A 23,182-nucleotide genomic window follows, 5' to 3' on the forward strand; every position below is an offset into this window, starting at 1 on the left:
CTACAGGGGCTCGCGTCGCCGCCATCCCGGCAACACTCGATACACTCATTACCGATGAGTAACTTCTTTTCCTCGGTGGACCAGGTGACCGACCGGCTGACGGCCGCCGGTTACCTGCCGTCCCTCGATATCGCGACTGCGGTCTTTCTCGCCGATCGCCTCGGTAAACCGCTGCTGATCGAGGGTCCCGCCGGTGTCGGCAAGACCGAGCTCGCCAAGGCGATCGCCGCCGCGGTGAGCGCCGAGCTCATCCGTCTGCAGTGCTACGAGGGCGTGGACGAAGCCCGTGCCCTGTACGAGTGGAACCACGCCAAGCAGCTGCTTCGCATCACCGCCACGTCCGGCGAGGACTGGGACAGCACCCGCGACCACGTGTTCACCGAGGAGTTCCTGCTCGCCCGCCCGCTGCTGGCGGCGATCCGCAACCCCGACCCCACGGTTCTGCTCATCGACGAACTCGACAAGGCCGACGTGGAGCTCGAGGGTCTGTTGCTGGAAGTCCTCGGCGACTTCCAGGTGAGCATCCCCGAGCTGGGCACGGTCACCGCCGTCCGCAAGCCCTTCGTCATCCTCACCTCCAACGCTCACCGCGACCTGTCCGAAGCGTTGAAGCGCCGCTGCCTGTATCTCCATATCGACTATCCGACAGCGGAATTGGAGAAGGCGATCGTCGCGCTCAAAGTCCCCGAGCTGGATGCGTCGCTGGCCGAACCGGTGGTGGCGACGGTGAGCGCACTGCGGCAGCTCTCGCTGCGCAAAGCACCCTCGATTGCCGAAACCGTCGACTGGGCAAGAACTTTGGTCGCGTTGGGAACGCGGACGCTGACCGGCGGCGTGGTCCGCTCGACACTCGGAGTCCTGCTGAAGTATCAGTCGGACCATCGCGTGGCCATCGACCGTCTCGGCCTCGACGACCAGACGGACGGCAGTGTGCGGTGATGAGCCGCGATCACCTCGGCAGCTCGGCGCCTGTCGCGGCAACGGATTCGCGCTTCGCCCCCACGGGCGCTCGGCTCGTCGATTTCGTCACTCTGCTGCGCGAGCACAACATTCACGCGGGCCCCAGCGAAACCATCGACGCGGCCGCGGCGGTGGTAGCTCTCGGCACCACCGACCCCCGCGTCCTGCGCTCGGGCCTGGCCGCCTGCCTGCTGCGCCGCAATGGCCAACGCAAGGTCTTCGACCAACTCTTCGACCTGTACTTCCTCGGCGTCTCGCTGCCACCCGCGCGCCCGAGCGAGAGCGCCGAGGACCTGCGCGAGCGTCTGCTGGCCACCCTCGTCCAGGGTGAGGACACTGCCGAACTGGCCCGCGAAGCACTCGACACCTTCGGCGCCTACGGCGGTGCGGGGGAGAGCGCGGGCCGGGTCACCCAGGCTTCGGGCGCCGGCTGGTCCTCCTACCTGACGATGAAATCGCTACGCCCGGATGAGATCTCCGAGCAGCTCGCCCGAACCATGGGTGGCTCGGGGCAGTTCGATACGGCGGTGCGTACCATCGAGGCCCGTCGCCGCGTCGACCAGTTCCGCACCGATGTGCAAACCGAAGCGCGCCTGCGTTCGGCCGAACTGCGCGGCACCGACTACATCGCCCGGCGCGGCGTCGAGAACTCCGCGGACCGAACGGATTTCCTCGGCGCTCGCGAGCAGGACCTCGCCGAGATGCGCCGCCTGGTGCACCCACTGGCCCGCAAGCTCGCCTCCCGGCTGGCGGTGCGTCGCAAGAAGGCGGTGCGCGGTCAGATCGATCTGCGCCGCACCCTGCGCCGATCGATGGCCACCGGTGGTGTCCCGGTCGATCCGGTGCTGCGGGCCCGCAAGCGCGGTCGGCCCGACCTCGTTGTGCTGGCCGATGTTTCGGGCTCGGTCAGCGGTTTCGCCGAGTTCACGCTGCAATTGGTGCAGGCGCTGCAGGACCAGTTCAGCAAGGTCCGCAGCTTCGGTTTCGTCGACACCTGTGCCGAGATCACCCAGTACTTCACTCCCGGTGAGCCGCCGTCACCGGGCTTCGCGCAGGACATCGTCCGTGAAGGTGGCGTCGCCCGGTTCGGATCCAGCAACTACGGCGAGGTCCTCCAGGGTTTCGTCGACCACTATCTCGACGCTGTCGGCCCCCGTACGTGTGTCCTGATCCTCGGCGACGCCCGCACCAACCGCACCGATCCGAATCTGGCCGCGCTGCAAGCGATCACCGAGCGAGCCAAAGCTGTCTACTGGCTCAACCCGGAGCCGTCGCGCTCCTGGTCGACCGGCGACTCGGCCGCCGAGGACTACACCGACATCGTCACCATGCACGAATGTCGCAATGTAGCCCAGCTCGCCGAGGTGATCGGCAGACTGCTGCCCGCCTGATTCAGCTCGGCCAGGTCGACGCTGACTGTGGGTGATGGTCGCGCCGAGGCGTCCTCGTGGGGCGCTCGGTCCCCCGTGCCTGCCGAGAAGTCTGAAATGCCTCGGCAGGCCCTCTGCTTTCGACACGAGCGTTCAAGCGGTGGCCGCCAGCCGCACGACCGCGTACTCCCGGCCTGCCTTGGCCTGGTACTTGTCGTAGCGGGGCTGGGCTGCGGCGATGTGGTCCCAGGCCGTCGCACGCTCGGCGCCGTCGAGTACCCGAGGTGTCACGGCGACCGGGTCGCGGTCGGGCAGCTGGACGGTGGCCTGATCGGGATGGCCCATCAGGTTGAGGAACCAGTCGGGGTGCCCGTCCTTGCCGCCCGAGGCGACCAGCAGCCAGGAGTCGTCCTCGCCGGGGAACCAGCTGATCGGGGTATCGCGTGGCTGGCCACTGCGGCGGCCGACCGTGTGCAGGATCAGCACGTCCATTCCCATGAAGGTGCCCTTGCCGCGCCGGATCTTGCGGTTCATGCGCGCGTTCATCCGGTGCTGCATCCACCGGGAGAACCCGCCGTGTGAATTACTCTTGCTCGCTTGCTGATTCGCGGACATCGTCACTGTTCCTTTCGAGGAGGGGGCGCCTCAGCCCCAGGCGCCGGCGATCTGACGGGTGGTGGCATTGAGCCGGTTGAACATGTTGGTGACGCCGATCATCAGCACGATCGAGGCGAGCTGCTTCTCGTCGAAGTAGCTGGCGGCGCTGTCCCAGATCTCGTCGGTGACCGCGTCGGGACGGTCGGCCAGCCGGGTAGCGGCCTCGGCGAGTTCGAGGGCGGCGCGCTCCTCCTCGGAGAAGAAGGGGGTCTCGCGCCAGGCGACCACGGTGGCGAGGCGGTCTTCGCTGACGCCCGCTTTGCGTGCGGTGGTGGTGCCGCCGTGCACGCAGGCGCTGCACCCGTTGATCTGGCTGACCCGCAGGTGCACCAGCTCCAGGATCTCGCTGTCCACGCCACCGGTCTCCACGGCCTTGAGTACCTGCTGGATGGGGCCCATCGTGTCGGTGAGGACCATGGCGGGGTTCTTCATCCGAGACTGCATGTCGTTCTCCTTGTTCGGTGTTTCTCCGCTGCTTGCGGTGTGACCCAATAACAGCCCGTCCGGCGCTGGAACAGAATGGCTGTGGGACACTGTGGGACAGCTGAAAACGGCCCTGACCACCGGCTTGTCCGTCGTGAGATTTCTGGTTCAGGCCGGGACAACGGGAGTGGAATACGGTGGTTGTGCAACAGCAGACGGCACGGGCGTACCCGCAGGACGAGCTTGCTTCGCGCCTGCGCCTGATCCAGGAACTGTCCGGTCGTGGCGTGCGCGCCCTGGCCCGCGACACCGGCCTGAGTTCGTCCTCGCTCTCGCGCTATCTCAGCGGCCAGACGGTCCCGCCGTGGCCGGCGGTCATCGAGCTGTGCCGCCTGGTCAAACGTGACCCGCGCCCGCTGCGTCCCCTCTGGGAGCGCGCCAACAACCCTCTGCCTGCCCCGCCGAAGACCAGCCGCCAGCCGGCCCCGCCGAGCCCGCCGGCCGACGCCCCACCGCCGCCCCGCAACGACCTGCCCCGCGACGTGCCCGACTTCACCGGCCGCGAGCAGGCACTGGCCGAGGTGATCGCCGCCGTGCGTGCCGATCGCGTGGTTGCCATCGACGGCATGGCAGGCGTCGGGAAGACCTCACTGGCCGTGCATGCCGCGCATCAGCTCACCGCCGAATACCCAGACGCCCAGCTGTACCTGGACCTCCACGGCTTCACCGACGGTCGTCAGCCGCTCGACCCCGACGCCGCCCTCCGTGCGCTGCTGGCCGCGTTGCAGGTCCCTTCGGAAAGGGTGCCGCAGGACGGGGGAGTCGAATTGCGCGCCGCCTGTTGGCGTTCGGAGCTGGCGCGGTTGCGCGCTGTCGTCGTGCTCGACAATATCGCCGACGCCGCGCAGGTCAGCCTCCTGTTGCCGGGTGCGGGCGAGTCGGTCGCCATCATCACCAGCCGCAACCGGTTGCTAGAGCTCGACGAGGTCCCGCCGGTGACCCTCGACGTACTCACTCCCGAAGAGAGCGCCGAATTGCTGGTGCGGGCCAGCGGTGACGCACGCGCCGGACGGCTCGCCAAGGAACCCGAGCAGGCCGCCGAAGTGCTGCGCCTGTGCGGCAATCTCCCGCTGGCGTTGCGTCTCGCGGCCGCTCGTCTGCGTCATCGCCCGGGTTGGTCGATCGGCATTCTCGTGGAGCGGATGTCCGAGGGGGCAAGCGAATTCGACACCGCCTTCGGCATGTCGGTTCGTCAGCTGAACCGGGACCAGCGTCGCCTGTTCCGGCTGCTCGGCCTGATCCCCGGCTCCACGTTCACCGATTACGTCGCCGCCGCCGTGGCCGACGTCTCGCTGCGCAGCGCCCGCGCCATGCTCGAGGACCTCCTCGACGCGCACCTCGTCCAGCAACCGGCTGACGGCCGCTACCGCCTCCACGACCTGGTCCGCCAGCATGCCCGCACCGCCACCTTCGAACACGACACCCCCGCCGACCGTGAACGCGCACTACACCGCATCCTCGACTACTACGTGCACACCGCGGCCGCCGCCGACGGCGCCATGCCGTTCCTGTCGCCGACCCGCCCGGTCTCGGCCGGCGCACCGCCCGCCGAACTGCCGCGGTTCCCCGGCCGCGACGCCGCGTTCTTCTGGTTCGTCTCCGAGTACACCAACCTGATGGCCGTGTTCTACGCCGCCGTCGAAGTCGGCGCCGACACCCACGTCTGCGAATTGCCGCGCTTCATGCGCGCGTTCTTCGCCCGCCGGTGCGGCACCACACATCTCAACGCGCTCTTCGAGCAATCCCTCACCGCCGCACAGAATCTCGGCGACCCACGCCAACTCGCCGAAGCTCACAGTGACCTGGGTTTCGCCCGATACAACGCAGGGCGGATGACCGAAGCGGCCGCCGCGTACGCCGCGGCCGCACCCCTGGTGGCCGCAGTGGGTGACCCGCTACCCCGAGCCGAACTGACGATGCGCTGCGCCCAATTGCGCTGGGACGAGGGCAGTATCGAAGAACCACTGGAACTGTTCCGCCAGGCCCGCGACCTCTACACCACCGGCGGCTGCCCGACGAGCGCCGCCGACGCCATCGCCAGCGAAGCCTGGGCCCTGCTCCAATTGGGTCATCGCGAACAAGCCGTCCAACTCGCCCGCGAAGCCCTCGCGATCCCCGCGGTCAACCCCTCGCTGCAGGCCCAGATCACGCTCGGCGTAGCGATCGCGGCGGACGAACCCGCGCAAGCCCTCGACCACCTCGACCAGGCCCTCGCCCTCGCTCGTGAGGACGGCCACAAACACAACGAAGCCTGGTGCCTGAACTGCCGGGGCGTCGCCCTGCGTGAAATGGGTCGCTACGACGAAGCCCTCGCCGGCCACCGAGAGGCCTTCGCCCTCTTGGACGCCCTTTTCGAAGACCACTGGAAGATCCACTTCCTCAACGGCTACGCCGAAACCTGCCGCCTCGCAGGACTTCCCGAACAAGCCCTCGACCTCTACCGCGAAACCCTGGCCCTGGCACCGAGACTGGGACACCGCTTCGAGGAGGCGACAGCCCACCAGGGCATTGCCGACGTTCTCGACGCGACGGACCCGGCTGCCGCCACCGAACACCGTACGGCGGCCGAGTCCCTGTTCGCCGAGATCACCCCATCGACTTCGCTCCGTCCAGCGATTCACGAATGATGTCGGCGTGCCCGGAGTGCTGGGCGGTCTCGGTCATGATGTGCATCAGCGTGCGGCGCGCGGTCCAGCGTCCGCCGGGCTCGAACCACGGGGCCTCCGGCAGGGGCTGACTCACGTTCAGATCCGGGAGGGTGCGCACGAGCTCGTCGGTGTGTGCGGCCACCCGCTCGTACTCGGCCAGGACGCCCTCGAGCGTGTCGCCCGGCAGCATCCGGAAGATCTCGCCCCACTGCGCGATCTGTTCCTCGGTCATCGAGGAGAAATCGGGGGCTTCCGTGGGCCCGTTGAGGATGAAACCCGCCCAATTCGCTTCCACCGCGGCCACATGCTTGATCAGTCCGCCCAGACACAGCTCGCTGACGGTCGTGCGCAGACCCGCCTGCTCGTCGGTGAGGTCGCGGACAGTGAAGCGCAGGAAGTGGCGGTGCTTGGCGAGCATCTCGAGGATGTCGGTGCGCTCGGTGTCGATCTGGGTGCTCGTGGTCATGTCCGGATCCTTTGCTTGTCGGTGTTGTGAAACCCAAGGTAGAACCCATTGCGGCCAGTTTCTGACCGCAATTGCGAGATACTCGGAATATGGCCGATACGAGCGCACGCACCCTCCGACTGCTGTCGCTGCTGCAGACCCACCGGTCCTGGTCCGGCACGGAACTGTCCGAACGCCTACGTGTTTCGGCCCGCACCCTGCGCCGCGACATCGACCGCCTTCGCGAACTCGGCTACCCCGTCGACGCGCGCCCCGGCGTCGACGGCGGCTATCAGCTGGCCGCGGGCGCGGCCATGCCACCCCTGGTCCTCGACGACGACGAAGCCGTCGCCATCACCGTCTGCCTGCAAGCCGGTTCCCAGGGTGCGGGCGACGGCCTGGCCGAACCGTCCATCCGCGCACTCGGCAAATTGGTGACCGTCCTGCCCACCCGCCTACGCCGCCGCGTCGACGCCTTACGCGCCATGACCGAATCCACCGCCTGGACCGCCGTCCCCCTTTCCGACGTGGACCCCGCCGTCCTCACCGATCTGGCCCTCACCTGCCGTCGCGAAGAACGCCTGACCTTCACCTACACCGCCGCGGACGGCCGCACCAGTACCAGGGAAGTGGAACCCCACCGCCTCGTCTCCCTGGGCCGGCGCTGGTACCTCGTCGCTTACGACCTCACCCGCCACGACTGGCGCACCTTCCGGGTCGACCGCCTCACCGGCTCCGCGAGCACCGGCGCCCGCTTCCGCCCCCGCACCCTTCCGGCCCCGGACGCCGCCACCTTCGTCCACAACGCCATCGGCGCCCGCCGTTCCGGCTATATCGTCACCGCCGAAATAGCAGCCCCGGCCACCGACGTCCACGCCCGAGTGGGCCGCTGGTGCACCATCACCGCCCTCCCCGACAACCGCACCCACATAGAAATGACCGTCGACAGCCTCGACTGGCCGATGCTGGTGCTCGGCAAGGTAGAAGCGAATTTCCGCGTCCTCGGCCCACCGGAACTGGTCGAGCAGTTACACGAATGGGGAACCCGCTTCACCTGCTCAACGTAGCGGGTTGCCCGGTCGGTAGCCGCCCTGCGGTGGCTGGTTCGGCTGTTGCCAATGTCCTTGTGGTGCACCGTAACCACCTGCGGGAGGCATTCCGGGTCTGGGCATCGGGTAGGGCTGCATCGTCGGCGCGCCGGGGGCCCAACCTGCCGGGCGCCGATCAGCGCCGCCTCGACACCACCGTTTCGTCGACGGCAGCACGGCCAGGACAACAGTGAGCACCGGAAACACCATCATGAGCAGCGAAACCGCCCAGGGAATGTCGACGTCGGCCCCGAGTATCGAGTCGATGCTGGAATTCCCGAGTATCGCTTCCAGCTGCCGACTCAACGGAAACCGGTATTTCATGAGTTGGATGACCGTCGACAGAGCTCCGAGCGCATACGTGCCGATCACGCCGAGACAGCCCAGAACCACGAGCACGCGCCCCGGGTTGCGCTTGCGGAAGATCAGGATGGCCCCGGAGACCAGCATGATCGAGGCGACCAGGTCGATCACCAACAGCACCGCCGTCACGATCGACGCCCATCCCGGCACGAGCCCCCACGCGAGCCACCGCGCGTCGAAGCGCAGCGTGTTCACCACGTACATGACGACCCCGCCGAACGCCGCGAACCCACCGAGCAACGCCAGGATCGCCGCGGTCACCGCCGTTCCTCCGGTGGTTGGGCGCTGGGCGGGAGCGGGATACATACGGGTCCTCCTGGAATCAACGGTCGATGTCCGATGTACCCACTTTGTCGGACTCGCACGCGGATGTCGCGTCACCCGTTGCGATAGCGCCCCTTCTGCCGCCGCTGATAGAACAGCAGATCCACCTCCACCGGCTCGACCAGTGCGGTGATCTCGGCCAACCGCGAGTCGTACCTGAGCTCGGTGATGCACCGGTGCAGATAGGCCCGCCGCTCCGGCCCCAACTGCGCCCAGATCGACCCGAACCGCGACTGCCCCCGCTCCCCGGAAACCGCCACCAGATCGAGTAACGCAGGCCAGCAACCGGTTTCGGTCGCCCGCGCGGGCAACTCCGCCACCGCGGACTCCGAGAGCAAGGCCAGCGCGTACCCCACAGCGCTCCTGACATCGTCATCCATCCGCGACATCAACGTGAACAACCCACGCCAACTCTCCGCATCGCCGCGCCCATCCATCGGCGCGACCAGATCCACCCCGACATCCGGATCGCTGAACACTGGATTGCCGACCAGCGTCCACAGCCCCAGCGGCGTGAGATACCCGGCCAGGGTGAGGAATTCGGGAACCGCCCCGAGCGCGAGCGCGTTGCGCACCAACCGCGCGACATCACCGGGCTGCGCATTCCCGAACAGAATGTCACCGACTCGGCGGATCACATCGGGCGCGCACCGGGAAAACACCGACAGCGCAGCATGTTGCAGGTCGGGAGAACCCGCCAACACCGTCTGCGTCATCCGCGGCACCCGCCGATGCGGCCCATCCAGCAGTTGGCGAACCACCGCACTGAGCACGTCGACGTCGTAGGAGAACGCAGCCGAGAAGATCAGCCCCGCGTCATCGCGCACCCCCGCCTCGACCGCGGCGATCAATTCCGGTGTCGCACAGGACAAGAACGGACCGGCTGTCACATAGTCCTGCCGCCGCAGCAACTCGTTCACGATGTCGACGATCGGCCCCGGCGCCATCTGATCGGCCAGCTGCTCGATGGCCCGTGGATCGAGATAGGGCGCACAATCCGCCGCGTACCCCGCCTCGAGCATCGTCAACGTCTCCGCCGCCTTGCCCGGATGATCCAACCCCACCGACCCCGCCGCCCGCCCCGTCATCATCGGCGGAACCAGCTTCTGCACCAGCGGAATCGAGATCGTCAACGGAATGAACGGCACCAGCGCGCTGATCCGCCGAAACGTGTCCGTGTGCTGATCGAACAACACCCCCGAGATCTGCTGATGCAACGCATGCAGCCGATCGGCCCCCAGATACCGCAGGTGATCCAACCGCTGCGGATGAACATGCAATGTCCGCGCCAGCAGAATCAACTGCGCCCGCGTAGTCAGGTCCGTCATCTGCCGCCGAACATGATCTTCTTCGTCACCCGGCGCAACGGCCGCGGCAACGCGGAGACCATCGAATCGATGGACTTGTCCAACGCGGCCGCCTCGAACGTACTCGCGGCCCTCATCAACTCGAACAGATCCCGAGCCTCATCCGCCGGCAACTGCTCCAGCGCGGGCAATGTCTCCGGCAAGCCACCTTCACGGTCACTTCTGACAGTCATGCGGCTCCTGGGTAACGCGATCCTCTACTCCGAGGGTCCCCCTTCCCGCCGCCACGCGCCAGAACTTCGCCGAATCACTGTGCATGGCAACGAAAACCCCAGCCCAGGTACATGTGAACGGACGTACCACTATTTGGTAACGCGCGACTGCCCGTCCCGCTGGGAGTGGGAGAGCGGAGGGAGTGCAGGGGTACCCCGGTACCGCGAGGTACGGATGCACCCGTGACGCGAGGTCCGCCGGTCGGTCGTCGCTACGGTCGTTTGGTGATGCACGCCCGCCGGGCATTACTCGGCAAGGGCCGGGACTGGGTTGCTGCACAGAGTCAGGAACACCCAGGGAAGCCCTGGTATCCACGCCACCAACCACGGTGGAGCCGTCCGAGTCCGCCTTTACCGGCCGACCCTGTGTCATCGGAATAGATGCATCGGCCCCTCTGACGGGCGACGACTGCGCGGGTAAGGCGCATCACCCGCACAACTCGCCCGGGCGCACAGCGGCAAGGGGGGAGGTTGGCGGAGACGCCAGAATCATCGGTAGGCTTCCTGCCTACGGCGGTGAGTCTGCTGAACCCAGATTCTCGCCCAGGGCCTCGGCGGTGTTCGTAGCACCACCGGGGCCTGACTTGTGCGGCGACCGTACCATAGCCGTCGGCTATCCAAGAAACGTCGTCAAATCCTCAGACCACCGATCCTGGTCTGACACAGCCCTTTTCCATCCAGTCGGCGGCGGCGCGGGCAGTCCCCAGCGTGCCAGCCCGGCTCGAGTGGGCCCACGCCTTGGCGTCTGGTTGGCGATCAGCTCGTCCGGACAGCCCTACCGCGTCGGCACCCATTCGGCCTCGGCGTCAAGTGTGCCCAGGCTGAGAAGTCGAACGAGGTGCGGCTGCCGTGGGCTTCTGAAGCAGGACGTGCGCCGCGCGAGAGTTTTCCGCCCGTCATACCGTCCAGTCGCTTGTGGCGGCAGGCCAGCGCGCCCGACGGTCGGTCCTAGTGGATGGCGAGATGTGTTGCTGTGCAGTAGGTTTTAGTCATATCGGGATAGCAACTACGCAAGGATTCGCTCGTGCAGGGAAGCACACCTCAGCATTACACCATCGCAGATTTTCTCAAGTGGGATGACGATAAAGAGCTCGTTCTCAATCCGACGTTTCAACGTGGTCCAGTTTGGGCGTCACCGGCGCGGTCGTATCTGATCGATTCGATTTTGCGTGGGTACCCGATTCCGAAGCTGTTGCTCCGAACGACGGTAGACCGAGATAGTCGCCGGACTATCCGAGATGTGGTGGACGGTCAGCAGCGCCTGCGTTCGATCATCGAATTTGCGGGAAACAAACTTGTGTTGGGGCCCAAGGCTGGAGATTTCCGCGGTAAACGCTACTCCGATCTCGAGGATGAGCAGAAGGACGATTTTCTGTCATATAAGCTGACCTGTGAGCAGCTGATCAATGCGTCGGATTCGGACGTGCTAGAGGTTTTTCTGCGGATTAATTCGTATGCCGTTCCAGTAATCGGGTCTGAGTTGCGGAATGCTAAGTATGACAACCACTTCTCTAGCGCGGTGAAGGACGTCATTCGGCAGACTGCGAGGGTGTGGGAACTCGGCGTTCTCGGCAATCGTGACAGAGTTCGGATGGTTGATCAGTCCGTCGTCGCCGAAATCTTTGGATTCTTCGCGGACGGGGTCTTGGATGGCGATGAAAACCGCTTGAACCGGATATATGATCAATTCTCGAAATGGGATGATTCGATGTCCCCTTCTGTTGATCAGGTAGTCGATGTGATGTCATCTGCTGCGGATCTGTTGGCGCGATTCGAAAAGGAGCCGATCGTATCGCGGCCGAACTATTTGATGGTCGTGGCCGCGCTCATGTACGCCCGTGGCGAGTTGCAGCCCGGCAAGCTATCGTTCGAGCGCAGCCCGTCGCCAGTGGCGATGCTGGCCGATCGCGAGGTCGCTGTAGAGCGACTGGCCGAGATTAATATCTACCTATCGTCAACTGACCATGATGAAGTGCCTGCAGAATTTGCTGCACTCGTTGAAGCGAAAACATCGACGCAGCGACTTCGAAGTCGGCAGACGCGGTTTGACTACATAACGCGTGCGCTAGCAGGAATGGAACAGCGGGCGTGGAGTGAGCAGTGAGTTCTGTTCGGCTGCAGGACGCATCGACCGCGTTCAAGTTTGAAGTCAACGAAATTGAGGCTGCTTTCCTGTCAACCCCTGACGCGGTAAAGGTAACGCAGTATTCGATGGGGTACGCACCTCACGTTGACGGCTGTATCGTTTCATTGTGGGACAGTTGGAATCGTTTTCTGAGGGCATGCGCTCTTCTGAGTGCATCGGGTGAGTGCGAAGGTATTTCTGGAGTAACGTATCGACCGGCAACCGCTCGTACCGAGATCCAGGCGCTGCAACGGCTTAAAAACCCTTGTGGAACAAAAATTAGATTGATCCATGGAGAGCCGAATTGGTATGACCTTCGGCAACTCCCAAATATTCTAGATGAGCTGGAGGTTTCGAATGCCAATCAGATCATCGGTGCTATCGGCGCAAGTAGCGTCATTCTTGGATCGGGCACCCCGGTCGCTAGCCCAGTTGCTGAGTTGCAGGATGTTCGAAATTTTGTCGCGCATAAGACGGATTATCGCCTCTCAAGCATTCGATCGCTGATCGGCGGTGGGCCGGACGGCGACCTCCATCGTTATCTGTGGGCCAAGACTAGGGGCGGCGTCGAGCGGTTTTCGTTGTGGGCGCGGACGATGTCTGCGATTGCGGAAAACGCCTGCCACTGAGCCCCTCTGCCGATCGTGATGTGATCCGCAGACGCCAACATGCGGTCTAGGTGTGGTGTCCGGGAGCGGTAGTCTCGATCCCAACCGACCAGCTCGACGACGGGCTACCCGACAGGGGGGATCAAGGCCGCGATGGCGCGCATTTCGAAGGTACTGCCGAGCATGCAGCAGATCAGGCCTCACAATGTCGAGGACCAGGTCGAATGCGAGTGGAAAATCATCGTCGACACCGATGGCTCCCCGCTGCTGCACCTGAGCACCTTCGGATCGACCAACCGAGCGTCCAAACGAAAAAGCAGTCAGTCGATCCAGCTCAGTGCGGGCGTGGGGCGTGAACTGATCGCGATTCTCGTTGAGGCTTTCGGGACCGAGTCGGGCGCGTCGCTGGAAGACGTGTTGGCTGGCGCGCGCAGCAGGATGGAAGCGGCGGTGAGCGATCCCCCTAGTGATCAAGCGGTGGAGCGCGGCGCCTCGAACAGCACACTCGACAACCAGCCAGTCGTCGATGTTCCGCCGACCGAGCATCCGCTGGTCGCGGAACTGTTGAACAGCGAGATCTTCGACCTTCAACGGCGACTTGCTGGCCGAGTGTCGGTGTCTGATGCGAAGATCGGTCAACTGGTCGGTGCGCTCCTGAATACACGGCTCTTCGAGGTGACTCGCCTCCAGGCCGCGGCTTTGTTAGGAGTCCCGCTGGGTCGGGTTACCGGCGCTCTGTCTCAGGTGCAGAAGATTCTCGATGTGGAGGGGTACGAGGTGTTGATCCTCGGAAATTACGATGTGGTGCGCCTTGACCAAGGTGCCATGGTCGAGCAGTTCGGGTTGCGCCGGTGAGCCAGGTGTCACACCGGAGGCGCCGCGAGATCCTGGACGCGCTACGGGTCGGTACCGTTCCGGCAAACGGCCTCGACCAACTGGCGGTTGGACTCGAGAAGTTCGACGCAGGGGTCACACAGGACCTCGGCACGCTTGCTCACGGTGGTTCGGTATTCAAAGCTGTTCGCGGTGATTACGGGTCGGGAAAGACGTTCTTCTCCCGATGGATCGGTGACCGTGCTCTGAAGATGGGCTACGCGGTGGCCGAGGTCCAGATCAATGAGTCCGACACGCCGTTGTACAAGCTGGATTCGGTCTACCGGCGGGCGATCGAATCGTTGCGCATGGCGAGCGTTCAGCCGAGTGCACTGCGAAAGCTCCTCGACGCATGGCTGCACACGGTCCAAGAAGAAGCCGACGAGCAGGGGATAGGCGTCGACATTCTGATCGATCGACGGCTCGCCGCGGTCAGTGACAAGGCACCGATTTTTCCCTTGGCGATCCGGGCGTACCGAAAGATGGTCGAGGATGAGGACCGCACCGGCGCCGATGCGATGGTGGCATGGATCGGTGGCCAACCGAACGTGGCCGCAACGATCAAGCGGCAGGCGAACATCCGCGGTGATCTGACCAACGAACTCGCACCGAGTTTCTTCCGCGGCCTTCTTGCCGTGCTCAAGGATGCTGGACACCCCGGCCTGATTCTGGTCCTCGACGAGGTGGAGACGGTTCAGCGCATGCGTGCAGATACACGTATGAAGGCGCTCAATACCCTCCGCCAATTCATCGACGAGGTCCACAAGGGTGAGTACCCGGGCCTATATTTGCTGGTGACCGGGACGCCGGCGCTGTTCGAGGGGCGTCAGGGAATTCGACTTCTACAGCCACTCGCCGAACGGCTGCATACAGACTTCTCGTCGGATCCACGATTCGACAACGTGCGCGCGCCTCAGCTGCGTTTGACCGCATTCGACCTCGAGAAGCTGGCAGAACTCGGAACCCGAGTACGTGAGCTTTACGCGTCAGGCTCAGACAACCAGGATCGGGTTCGGTCGGTTGCCACCGACGTCTTCATCAAGCAGCTGGCAACTGCCGTGGCGGGCCGTTTGGGCGCCCAGGTGGGAACCGCGCCCCGGATCTTCTTACGCAAGTTGGTCGACGTGCTCGACAAAATCGACCAGTTCGAAGCATTCGATCCGATGAGCGACTACAAGCTCCAAATTTCGGACTCGGAGCTGGATGAGGTGGAGAAGGCCGCTGTGAGTGCGAATGATGTGCAGTTGGACCTATGACCGCCGATAGCTCCGACGAGGCGTTCCTACTGCTTCATCCGGATGTGCAACACCACATCGCAAACACGCTGCGGTGGGACGGGCTGCGAGAGTCTCAGTCTGCTGCGATCGCGCCTGTACTTTCCGGTCAGGATCTGGTCGTCGTTGCACCGACTGCCGGAGGTAAGACGGAAGCTGTTGTCTTTCCACTACTGTCGCGTATGGCGCGAGAGGACTGGCAAGGGGTGTCGATTCTCTACGTGTGCCCCCTTCGTGCGTTGTTGAACAACATCGGCCCCCGGGTTGCGGAGTACGCGACCTGGTTGGGCCGAACGGTCGCAATCTGGCATGGCGATGTCAGCCAACCTGAACGACAGCGAATCGTTGCAAGCCGTCCAGACCTCCTGTTGACCACGCCCGAATCCCTCGAAGCCGTTCTCGTCTCGACAAGAACGGACCACGGCGCCCTCTTCGCTGACCTGCGGGTGGTCGTTGTCGACGAAGTGCATTCCTTTGCTGGCGACGACCGTGGCTGGCACCTGCTCGCTGTTATGGAGCGGATGTCCCGCCTTGCGAAGCGTCCTCTTCAGCGAATCGGTCTGTCGGCAACAGTCGGAAATCCTGCGGAAATGGTCGAGTGGCTCCAAGGGGGGAGCAGGGGCCGCCCGCGGGCTGTCGTCGAGCCGATACCTCAGCGTCCACTGGCACAACCATCGGTAGAAGCCGACTACGTGGGTTCGATCCCGAACGCTGCCAGGGTTATTGCCGCGTTGCACAGTGGCGAGAAGCGGCTGGTGTTCGTCGACAGTCGGCGGCGAGCCGAGGAACTCGGTGCTGCACTCCGTGAGGCGGGTGTCGAAACCTATCTGTCTCATTCCTCGTTGTCGGCGGTAGAGCGCCGACGGTCCGAGGCCGCATTCGCAGACTCGCGCGACACCGTTATCGTCGCGACATCCACCCTCGAATTGGGCATTGATATCGGTGACCTCGACCGAGTGATTCAGGTCGGACCGCCTCGAACGGTCGCATCATTTCTCCAGCGACTGGGCCGTACAGGTCGTAGAACCGGTTCAGTCCGCAACTGTCTGTTCCTCGCGATCGACAGCGAGGAGGTCTTGCCGACGTTCGGGATGCTGCATTGTTGGGCCAGCGGTTGGGTAGAGCAAGTAGTGCCTCCGTCTGTGCCGCGACACATTGCCGCGCAACAACTCCTCGCTCTGTGCCTACAAGAGGGGAAGCTGACATTCGAAAGCCCGAGTCGCTGGTGGGGATCGCTTTCGGTTTTTGACGAAGACATTTCGGGCATCCTCGACCACCTCCTTCTGGCAGGCTTCTTGGTCCGTGACGGAAACTATCTCATCATCGGGCCCGAAGCGGAACGACGTTTCGGCCACCGGTACTTCTCGGATCTGACCGCAGTCTTCAGCGCGCCACCGGAGTTCGTTGTCCTCGCCGGCAATGACGAAATCGGCACTGTTGGAACAGAGTTGCTTGCTGAGCGCCGAGACGAAGCGACTGTGTTGCTGCTGGCTGGGCGGTCGTGGCAGGTGGAGAACATAGATTGGCGACGTCGACGGTGCTGGGTCGTGGAGGTCGGTGACGGTGGTCGAGCGAAATGGTCGGGAACAGCATCCGACTGGTCGTATGAGGTGGCGCGCGGAATGCGAGCGATACTCCTGGGAGAAGACGTGCCCGGAGTTCAGGTAACCGATCGAGCCGCGCGGGTACTTGCCGCCCAGCGCTCGGTCTTCTCGCAGGCCGTTTCCCCGGACCGATTGATCGTCACGATGTCTGACGAGGAAGGCGCCCGGTGGTGGACGTGGGCCGGCACCGCGGCGAACCGTACTCTGCACGCCTCATTTCCGGATCTCTTCGAGCCCGCTCAGCGGATCAACGAGAAGGCAATTCGGTTGCGTAGCGGGCTGGACATCGAGGATTTAGGAGCACTTCGTACGGGACGGGCGTTGGTTCCACCCCGTGTGAACCCGAATGCGCTTGCCGGACTCAAGTTTTCGACCGCGCTACCCGAGGCCCTGGCGATGGACACCCTCGCACGTCGTCTCGGCAACATGTCCGTCGCACATTCGGTGATCGCTGAACGCCGTCAGATTCGATCGGACTGTTGATCGATGAGGACATCGGCAGCCGCTGATTTGGAGTCAAGCTTGTTTCCCCAATGAACGGGCCCGGTTCGAGCGAAGTCGATGTTGGTGAGCTTTGGGGCTGGCTTGCCGGACAAGAACTCCTCGAATCGCTCGGCAAGCCGATCCTCTGACGGCTTGTGCTTCTTCTTGCTGGGCACGAACAATTTCGAGTCGTGTAGCCCTTTTAGCGCGAACTTCAGGATCGGGCCTTCATTCTCGGCCTCCATCAAGGCCGAGCCTACGTGTACCCGTAGATCCGGCGAGAACCCGATGAGGTTGCAGTCGAACGCGGTGTGGTGAATCCTACACAGGCTCAACCCATTTGGGATCTCAGCTGTTCCGTGCGTCTTCTTGTCCGAGATTATGTGCGCGGCCTCGAGCAGTTCGGGTCTCCCCAAACGGCAAACAGCGCAACGTCGCTTGTATGCGAACAGCACTTGGCTGCGGAACTGGGGCTGATGGAGTCGCTGATCGGTGATTCGCTGTGCGTAGCGCTTCTCCACCTTCGACAGGTGCGTAGGGTCTTCGACATCGAGCAGCCTCTCGTCGAGAGCGAGAATGATCCGCCGGTTTACCGGGTCGTCCTTGATCGCGTAGACCGGATAGACCGGGACGTACCGGATACCGTCGACATTGATCCATTGCAGGAGAATCATCGGCAGTCGCGTCGTCACCGAATGCCGCAGCTTGACATTGTCGCCCTTGTTGATCGGGCCTTTCGTGTAGGCGTACGAGTGCAAGGATGCACCGACTACCTCGTCGGAATACTCGCTGTCCGGCTTCGTCATGATCGACAGAGTCGATATCAGCCGCGCAGGGTTGCGGATCCCACGATTGCGGTCGACCAGCGGAAGCTGCTGCCCGCGCAATTCGAAGTCGAACAGCTCGGCTCGTGTTAGCGCACCACCCCTCGCCGCGACTAATTGGTCTAGGGTGCTGAATATTTCGGCTCGGAGAGTAAGTTCGGCATCGAGATCCACCTGGCCCAGCTTGCCACGTGGTCACCACACGATCTCCGCTGAGATCATGCGATGGCACGTCTAATCGGCGAAGTCGTTGAACAGTAGCGTCGGCTCCGCAAGGATGTCGCGGCCCATCTCTACTCGGTAGACGGTGTCGACACTGCCGAACTTCGCCTGGCCGTAGTCGAGCCCGAGGTCTGCCGCGGCACGGCGAACCGCGGATTCGTCGGGCCCCTCGATTTCGAGAAATGTGGGCAGGTCAGGCCATGTATCCAGATCGAAGACGATGTCGCCGAGACGCCATTCTTCGCGGTAGTTCTCCTGGTAGCGGACCTCCTGCAGCCCAATGGTGATGAGGATTTCGGCCATCGAGTCGAGATCGCCGACCACGGTCTCGATCTCGGTGGTGCCGTCGATCGTGGAGGAGTCGGTGACGTGCTTGAGCGTCAACGTCGTTCGGGTGCCTTCGTGGCGCAGGCGGACCCAGGCGCCAGCGGGGAGAGTGTCGCCATCGAAGATCTTGCGGGTCAGCAGGGTTCGCGGGAGGGCCAAGGTGGCGCCGAGAGCCTCGAGCCGAGCCCTGACCGCATCGACGTCGATCGCCAAGAAGGTCGCTTCGTATTCATGCTTCATCGAGGTCGCGCCCTTCGTCGAGGTGTTCGCGCTTTGCAGCGAAAAATACACCCATGCGGTGCGTGTGGTCGTGGAGCTGTCCGACATGGGGTCGTTCGATGAAGGGGTCGGTGCGCAAGGTGAGCAGTACCTCCCACGTGTCACAGGGGAAACGGCGGAACAGCTTGTCCGGCGTCGTGTAGTGCTCGATGAGGTAGTGGCGGTCCTCGACCGGCATCATGAATTCGGAGCCGAGAAGGCCGCCCGGCGCGAGGAGATCTTGCATCCGTCCGATGAATTCGCGGAGGGGACGGCGGTGGTTTGCGCTGTAGTGCCATGAGCAACTCGTCCAGACTGCGTCGGCGTGCATGTCCGTCAGAGCGGCGTCGAAGAAGTCGTGCGGTTCTATCCGCACCTGACTTGTCAGCCCGGCTTCCGCCACGCGCTCGGCAAGGCTGGGCGCGTACGCGAAACCGGCGACAGGCAGGAGCACCTCGCCACCATGCAGAGCTTGCGGATCGTTCTCGACTGCGATGACGCGGTAGCCCGCATTCGCGAGCGGCAAGACGAATTTGCCGTCGCTGGCTCCGATTACGGTCACGGTTGCGCCAGGGGCGCAGCGATCGCCCAGTTCACGTACGAACTGGGGAAAGAACGTCAGGGTCTGCTCCCAAAGGCTGGTGGTCGGCATGTTGGACCTCACTTGTGTTGAGGGACAGGATGGTTTGCACAACTTGCGCAGGCGTGGACGCTGTGGTGTCGATGAGGTGTGTGGTCCACGCATTGGTTGCTTCGGCGAGGCTCTGGGCGCCACTCTCTGCCAGGACATCCCATTTGGTCATCGCCCGGTCGCGCTGCGCCAGCCGACGAAGCCGTTCGTGAGGTGTGCATGTCAGCTGATAGGTCACAGGCTCGGGGAGGTCTGAGGGGAGGACGATGTCGAGTTGGGCACCGAACTCCCGGTGAGTAGTGAGGCAGCGGGCGAAGTAGCTTTCGACGACTACGGGGATCCCTGCATCGAGGTAGCGGAGGATTTGGTCGGTTGCGGTGAAGAGGGCGGATAGGAACAGGCACATGCGCGCGTCTGGATTGCTCGTGTGGTCCAGCTCCCGGCGTAGGGACTGGAAATTCGGAGGAACTGTTGGGACCAAGACACCCTGGCGAGCCTCCGCAAGCAGGGGTGCGACTGTGGTCTTACCGGTCCCGGCGATTCCCTCGATGCACTCGAAGAGTCGGCGATCAGACATGGCCGTACACCACGTCCGGAATTCCCAGAGCGATCTCGTCGCTGGCGGAGGGTCGGTATTCGATACGGTCAGAGGCCTTGTCGTACCAAAAGGCATATGAGTCCTTGCCGACTGCCTTGCATGACATCGTGAGTGCGCCGCGGGGGTCTGACTCGATACGGTCGATCGTGTCGTTGATGGCCGCGGACGCGCAGGCCGGCACTTCGTTGAGGTCCTCGTCGAGGATCACTTCGATTTCCAGTTGGGTCTCGCCGAGTTGACGGCGGAGCCGGGTGTAGGCGGCGGAGTCGGTGATCAGCATGTCGGTGTGCTTTTTTGCGTTCCCGACTGCTCGGAGTTGGTGCAGCTTGAGTTGCCTCACTCCGAGCGATTGGAGAGTCTCCGCGAGGTGGACTACTTCATCGATGTTGTATCGGTTCACGGTGAGGGTCGCGCCGGTCGGTACGCCGAGAGTGTTCGCGAGTGAGATGGATTCCATCGCAGCGTCGTAGCTTCCTGTATTGCGGATGCGATCGTTGGTCGCACCGATCCCTTCGAGCGAAATTCGAAGCAGGTCGATGCAGGGTGCGATCTCGCGCAGCTGTCGGCCGATCCGGTATCCGTTTGTACAGATTTCGACCTTCAATCCCAGCGTGTGCTTGGCGTAGCGTGCAACATGTGGCAGATCCTTGTAGACGAACGGCTCGCCGCCCAGCAGGACCACCTCTTCTGTGGCGTACTCGCGCTGCATACGCCCCATGAGGTTGCAGGCCTGTGCGACGGTGAATGCCTCGGAATGCCGAAGCCGCTCACCGTGGAAACAGTGCAGGCACTCGAAGTTGCAGCGATAGAGCAGCTGCAGGTACAGCCGTCGGATGCTGTGGATGCCGGTTCGCTCGGTGATCATGCTGGCTCCCTTGGGTTTTGGTGAGGTCAACATCGTGGCCGTTTGTAGTCGGACTGCGTAACCGCGTTTGGGACGTAGGCAGGGACGTCCCGGGACGTTTCGAGGTGACGTTCGTGTGTGCTTGCTCGACCCCGTCGCATCGGCTTCTATTGGAGGCGTGAATGTCCGGCTTCAGACCGTGCTCCACCAACGGGGGATCGCACCCGAGTCGCTGGCCGTTGTCTGTCAGGTCGATCCGAAGACGGTCGGGCGCTGGCTCGGCGGTCGTGTACCTCACCCGCGTCACAGACGACGGGTCGCGCATCACCTGCGGGTTGAAGAAGGATTCCTCTGGCCGCCGGTCACAGACGAGCGAGCCGTACCGACGAATGTCGAACTCGTCGCCACCTACCACAACCGTGCCGAAGTTCCTCGCGAGACGTGGCTGTCATTGTTGGACAAGGCAACTGAGCAGATCGACGTGCTCGTGTTCTCGGGCACCTTCTTTGCTCAATCCAACCCGCGGGTTGCCCACGCACTGATCGAACGAGCACGGGAAGGTGTGCGGATCCGGATGTGTTTCGGCAATCCTGGCAGCAGAGCTGTCATCGACCGTGGTAGCGAAGAGGGCCTCGGCCCGGACACGCTCGCTGCGAAAATCCGCGGCTCGCTCACCTACTACCGCCCGCTTCTTGCGGTCGATCGGTGCGAGGTACGCCTACACGGGACGACACTGTACAACTCGTTGTTTCGATACGACGACACTCTGTTGGTCAATCCCCACATCTGGGGTCAGCCAGCCAGCGCCAATCCTGTCTTTCAACTCCGGCGGGTCAACGATGTCGGCTGGTTCGACAACTATTCCGAGAGTTTCGACGCGATCTGGGCCGATGCACAGCCCTGGATTCCGGACTGAGAGGCCGACGATGGGCAGAATCGAGTACTACCACGATCCCAAGGCACCGAAGCCGAATTCGCTTGTGGTGGCTTGTAATCTATTGGTTGTCGATGGGGCTGGGGCGATTCTGCTGCAGCGTCGGCGTGATACCGGGCAGTGGGCGCTGCCCGGCGGAGCCATGGACTTCGGCGAAACCGCGGCCGAATGTGCGATCCGGGAATGCCAGGAGGAAACGGGCATTACAGCGGAGATCACGGGATTCCTGGGTATTTACAGCAATCCCCACCACATTGTGGCCTACAGTGACGGTGAGGTGCGGCAGCAATATGAGAACACCTACATCGGGCGACCGGTGTCAGGTGAACCGACGATCAATGATGAAGCCGATGGCGTGGTGTATGTCGCCCCGGATGACCTGGGCGCCTACGACATCCACCCGAGCATGCGGCAGCAGATCGGTGACTTCCTGTCCGGAAGCTATCCATATCTCGGCTGATTCGCCCTCGCCTGTTCGATTCTTGTTGTGGCGGCCATGATTTCTGGTTCGGCGCGTTGAATGAATCTGCCCACCAGTGTGTCCGGCCCGTAGCGGCCGACGATCTCGGCGATCCGCGCGGACGGGGCCGTTGGACTTCCGTCGGGGGTTGTGGTCATGTCGGCGTAGATCAGGGCGTCTACCAGGAGTTCATTGTCGGGGAGCGGGAACTCGGTCTCCAACTCGTGGCGGAGTCCACGCTCCTCAGCTTCGAGCAGTGCACAACTGTGGTTGGCGACCAGCCGTGTCAGCTGCTCATCGGCGCCGTGCTGGTCGCGCAGGAATCGAGCGCCGTCGAGCGGATGAAATGTGGTCAGCGCCAACCTTGGGGAATAGCCGACATCGTGCAAGATGGCGGCAGCTCGCAGAAGGTCTGTGTTGTGCTCGACGATCCCTGCCAGAGCGTCAGCCGCTCGCGTGACACCTTGGGAGTGCGACCAGCGGCGCGGCAAAGCCTGCTCGAGCTCTGACCGTGCAACGGCCCGAGCCCACTCGACATCGATGGAATCAATCACAGGGCACGAAGATACCCGCGGAGCGAGCAGCGAGAGTTCGTTGCGACGATCTGAAGTCGGCGCAATCGGTCGATGCCACGATCCTTCTACGAGATCACCAGCCGGAGTGGGCGGGGAATAGTGGACAGAACGCTGCGGCGGCGTTCACCCTCTACATCGCGCAGCAGCCATGCGTAGTAGGGCCGAAGTCCTCGGAGTCCGATGCGGCGGCGCATTTCTCGGTCGAGTAGCGACCACTCTCGGTCGTTGATCAATGGCAGTGTTTCTTGCTCTTCGTGGCGCAGGTGGTTGTGCAACAGCTCGGACAGTGCCCCGAGCGTCGGTCGCGCGGCGTCCGGTCCCGCGCTATCGAAGGCCCGGTCCACCTGGGCGAGGAGTGGGTCGATGCGGTCGTGTTCTGCGGCCATCGCCTCGACCAGCTGCGCGTTCACGCCGCGGCGGCGCAGACTCGGCCAGAGCACGACGTCCTCCGCGGTGTGGTGGACGGATAGTTGGGTGTGAAACTGCGTCCATCGTTCACGGTCCGGGGCGCTGGCGAGCGCTCGGAGATCGCGCCGGAAGGCGTCGTGTGCTGCGTACATCATGGTCACGTCACGTTCAGTCATGGTCCAATTACATCCGCGCGAGACGAGACGAGACATCGCTC

The 23,182-nt window shown here is 63.6% G+C and carries 23 protein-coding genes; 11 read left to right on the plus strand and 12 right to left on the minus strand.

The features are described 5' to 3' along the window. Positions 1–54: 54 nt before the first annotated feature. Both ACWGCN_RS07665 and ACWGCN_RS07670 read left to right on the plus strand, forming a co-directional pair. On the plus strand, positions 55–939 hold the full coding sequence (locus tag ACWGCN_RS07665) for an AAA family ATPase (protein WP_387442036.1): 885 nt from the start codon (positions 55–57) through the stop codon (positions 937–939). Continuing rightward, positions 939–2,351: a vWA domain-containing protein gene (locus ACWGCN_RS07670; protein WP_452459058.1), complete on the plus strand. Its 1,413-nt coding sequence runs from the start codon at positions 939–941 to the stop codon at positions 2,349–2,351. The genes ACWGCN_RS07665 and ACWGCN_RS07670 overlap by 1 nt, the downstream gene beginning before the upstream one ends. Before the next feature lie 132 nt (positions 2,352–2,483). Here the strand turns inward: ACWGCN_RS07670 and ACWGCN_RS07675 are convergent, their stop codons facing one another. Both ACWGCN_RS07675 and ACWGCN_RS07680 read right to left on the minus strand, forming a co-directional pair. After that, on the minus strand, positions 2,484–2,945 hold the full coding sequence (locus ACWGCN_RS07675; protein ID WP_378992076.1) for a nitroreductase family deazaflavin-dependent oxidoreductase: 462 nt from the start codon (positions 2,943–2,945) through the stop codon (positions 2,484–2,486). Positions 2,946–2,975: 30 nt separating this feature from the next. Next, on the minus strand, positions 2,976–3,431 hold the full coding sequence (locus tag ACWGCN_RS07680) for a carboxymuconolactone decarboxylase family protein (protein WP_452459059.1): 456 nt from the start codon (positions 3,429–3,431) through the stop codon (positions 2,976–2,978). A gap of 176 nt (positions 3,432–3,607) precedes the next feature. Between ACWGCN_RS07680 and ACWGCN_RS07685 the strand changes: the two genes are divergently transcribed. Further along, a complete protein-coding gene (locus ACWGCN_RS07685; RefSeq protein ID WP_452459060.1) occupies positions 3,608–6,097 on the plus strand; it encodes a tetratricopeptide repeat protein in 2,490 nt (829 codons plus the stop codon). Here ACWGCN_RS07685 and ACWGCN_RS07690 read toward each other — a convergent pair. Further along, positions 6,057–6,584: a DinB family protein gene (locus ACWGCN_RS07690; RefSeq protein ID WP_387442042.1), complete on the minus strand. Its 528-nt coding sequence runs from the start codon at positions 6,582–6,584 to the stop codon at positions 6,057–6,059. The genes ACWGCN_RS07685 and ACWGCN_RS07690 overlap by 41 nt on opposite strands. An 89-nt stretch (positions 6,585–6,673) precedes the next feature. On the opposite strand from ACWGCN_RS07690, the gene ACWGCN_RS07695 reads away from it, so the two are divergent. After that, complete coding sequence (locus ACWGCN_RS07695; RefSeq protein WP_449964526.1) at positions 6,674–7,630, plus strand: helix-turn-helix transcriptional regulator; 957 nt, start codon at positions 6,674–6,676, stop codon at positions 7,628–7,630. On the opposite strand, the gene ACWGCN_RS07700 is transcribed toward ACWGCN_RS07695, so the two are convergent. The 3 genes from ACWGCN_RS07700 to ACWGCN_RS07710 form a co-directional block, all read right to left on the minus strand. Continuing rightward, complete coding sequence (locus ACWGCN_RS07700; RefSeq protein WP_452459061.1) at positions 7,622–8,275, minus strand: hypothetical protein; 654 nt, start codon at positions 8,273–8,275, stop codon at positions 7,622–7,624. The genes ACWGCN_RS07695 and ACWGCN_RS07700 overlap by 9 nt on opposite strands. A 116-nt stretch (positions 8,276–8,391) precedes the next feature. Beyond that, entirely contained in the window at positions 8,392–9,666 is a 1,275-nt protein-coding gene (locus ACWGCN_RS07705) for a hypothetical protein (RefSeq protein WP_387442048.1), read from the minus strand. After that, a complete protein-coding gene (locus ACWGCN_RS07710; RefSeq protein ID WP_056812051.1) occupies positions 9,663–9,878 on the minus strand; it encodes a hypothetical protein in 216 nt (71 codons plus the stop codon). Before ACWGCN_RS07710 ends, ACWGCN_RS07705 begins: the two co-directional genes overlap by 4 nt. A gap of 1,063 nt (positions 9,879–10,941) precedes the next feature. Between ACWGCN_RS07710 and ACWGCN_RS07715 the strand changes: the two genes are divergently transcribed. From ACWGCN_RS07715 to ACWGCN_RS07735, 5 genes are all read left to right on the plus strand, one after another. Further along, entirely contained in the window at positions 10,942–12,021 is a 1,080-nt protein-coding gene (locus tag ACWGCN_RS07715; RefSeq protein ID WP_452459062.1) for a DUF262 domain-containing protein, read from the plus strand. Further along, the gene (locus ACWGCN_RS07720; RefSeq protein WP_452459063.1) at positions 12,018–12,671 is read left to right on the plus strand and encodes a hypothetical protein; all 654 of its coding nucleotides are present in this window, start codon (positions 12,018–12,020) and stop codon (positions 12,669–12,671) included. The genes ACWGCN_RS07715 and ACWGCN_RS07720 overlap by 4 nt, the downstream gene beginning before the upstream one ends. Before the next feature lie 162 nt (positions 12,672–12,833). Further along, positions 12,834–13,505, plus strand: coding sequence for a hypothetical protein (locus tag ACWGCN_RS07725; protein WP_452459064.1), 672 nt, complete (start codon positions 12,834–12,836; stop codon positions 13,503–13,505). Further along, the gene (brxD, locus tag ACWGCN_RS07730; protein WP_452459065.1) at positions 13,502–14,779 is read left to right on the plus strand and encodes a BREX system ATP-binding protein BrxD; all 1,278 of its coding nucleotides are present in this window, start codon (positions 13,502–13,504) and stop codon (positions 14,777–14,779) included. The genes ACWGCN_RS07725 and brxD overlap by 4 nt, the downstream gene beginning before the upstream one ends. Further along, positions 14,776–16,884 carry a DEAD/DEAH box helicase gene (locus tag ACWGCN_RS07735; protein WP_452459066.1) on the plus strand — a complete coding sequence of 703 codons (2,109 nt, stop codon included), beginning with the start codon at positions 14,776–14,778 and terminating at the stop codon, positions 16,882–16,884. Before brxD ends, ACWGCN_RS07735 begins: the two co-directional genes overlap by 4 nt. On the opposite strand, the gene ACWGCN_RS07740 is transcribed toward ACWGCN_RS07735, so the two are convergent. The 4 genes from ACWGCN_RS07740 to ACWGCN_RS07755 form a co-directional block, all read right to left on the minus strand. Continuing rightward, entirely contained in the window at positions 16,863–17,882 is a 1,020-nt protein-coding gene (locus tag ACWGCN_RS07740; protein ID WP_452459067.1) for an HNH endonuclease, read from the minus strand. The two genes, ACWGCN_RS07735 and ACWGCN_RS07740, sit on opposite strands and share 22 nt — an antisense overlap. A gap of 60 nt (positions 17,883–17,942) precedes the next feature. Continuing rightward, positions 17,943–18,497 carry a class IV adenylate cyclase gene (locus ACWGCN_RS07745; RefSeq protein WP_452459068.1) on the minus strand — a complete coding sequence of 185 codons (555 nt, stop codon included), beginning with the start codon at positions 18,495–18,497 and terminating at the stop codon, positions 17,943–17,945. Continuing rightward, the gene (locus ACWGCN_RS07750; protein ID WP_452459069.1) at positions 18,487–19,167 is read right to left on the minus strand and encodes a class I SAM-dependent methyltransferase; all 681 of its coding nucleotides are present in this window, start codon (positions 19,165–19,167) and stop codon (positions 18,487–18,489) included. The genes ACWGCN_RS07745 and ACWGCN_RS07750 overlap by 11 nt, the downstream gene beginning before the upstream one ends. A 548-nt stretch (positions 19,168–19,715) precedes the next feature. After that, the gene (locus tag ACWGCN_RS07755) at positions 19,716–20,609 is read right to left on the minus strand and encodes a radical SAM protein (protein WP_378992096.1); all 894 of its coding nucleotides are present in this window, start codon (positions 20,607–20,609) and stop codon (positions 19,716–19,718) included. A 157-nt stretch (positions 20,610–20,766) separates the two neighbouring features. On the opposite strand from ACWGCN_RS07755, the gene ACWGCN_RS07760 reads away from it, so the two are divergent. Continuing rightward, positions 20,767–21,504, plus strand: a complete 738-nt coding sequence (locus tag ACWGCN_RS07760) for an XRE family transcriptional regulator (protein WP_452459070.1) — start codon at positions 20,767–20,769, stop codon at positions 21,502–21,504. A gap of 10 nt (positions 21,505–21,514) precedes the next feature. Then, positions 21,515–21,982, plus strand: a complete 468-nt coding sequence (locus tag ACWGCN_RS07765; protein ID WP_452459071.1) for an NUDIX hydrolase — start codon at positions 21,515–21,517, stop codon at positions 21,980–21,982. Here the strand turns inward: ACWGCN_RS07765 and ACWGCN_RS07770 are convergent. Next, positions 21,964–22,536: an HD domain-containing protein gene (locus ACWGCN_RS07770; RefSeq protein ID WP_452459072.1), complete on the minus strand. Its 573-nt coding sequence runs from the start codon at positions 22,534–22,536 to the stop codon at positions 21,964–21,966. The two genes, ACWGCN_RS07765 and ACWGCN_RS07770, sit on opposite strands and share 19 nt — an antisense overlap. An 86-nt stretch (positions 22,537–22,622) precedes the next feature. Then, positions 22,623–23,141 carry a hemerythrin domain-containing protein gene (locus ACWGCN_RS07775; RefSeq protein ID WP_387442075.1) on the minus strand — a complete coding sequence of 173 codons (519 nt, stop codon included), beginning with the start codon at positions 23,139–23,141 and terminating at the stop codon, positions 22,623–22,625. Positions 23,142–23,182: the final 41 nt, after the last annotated feature.

The sequence above is a fragment of the Nocardia sp. NPDC055050 genome (genome assembly GCF_053608345.1).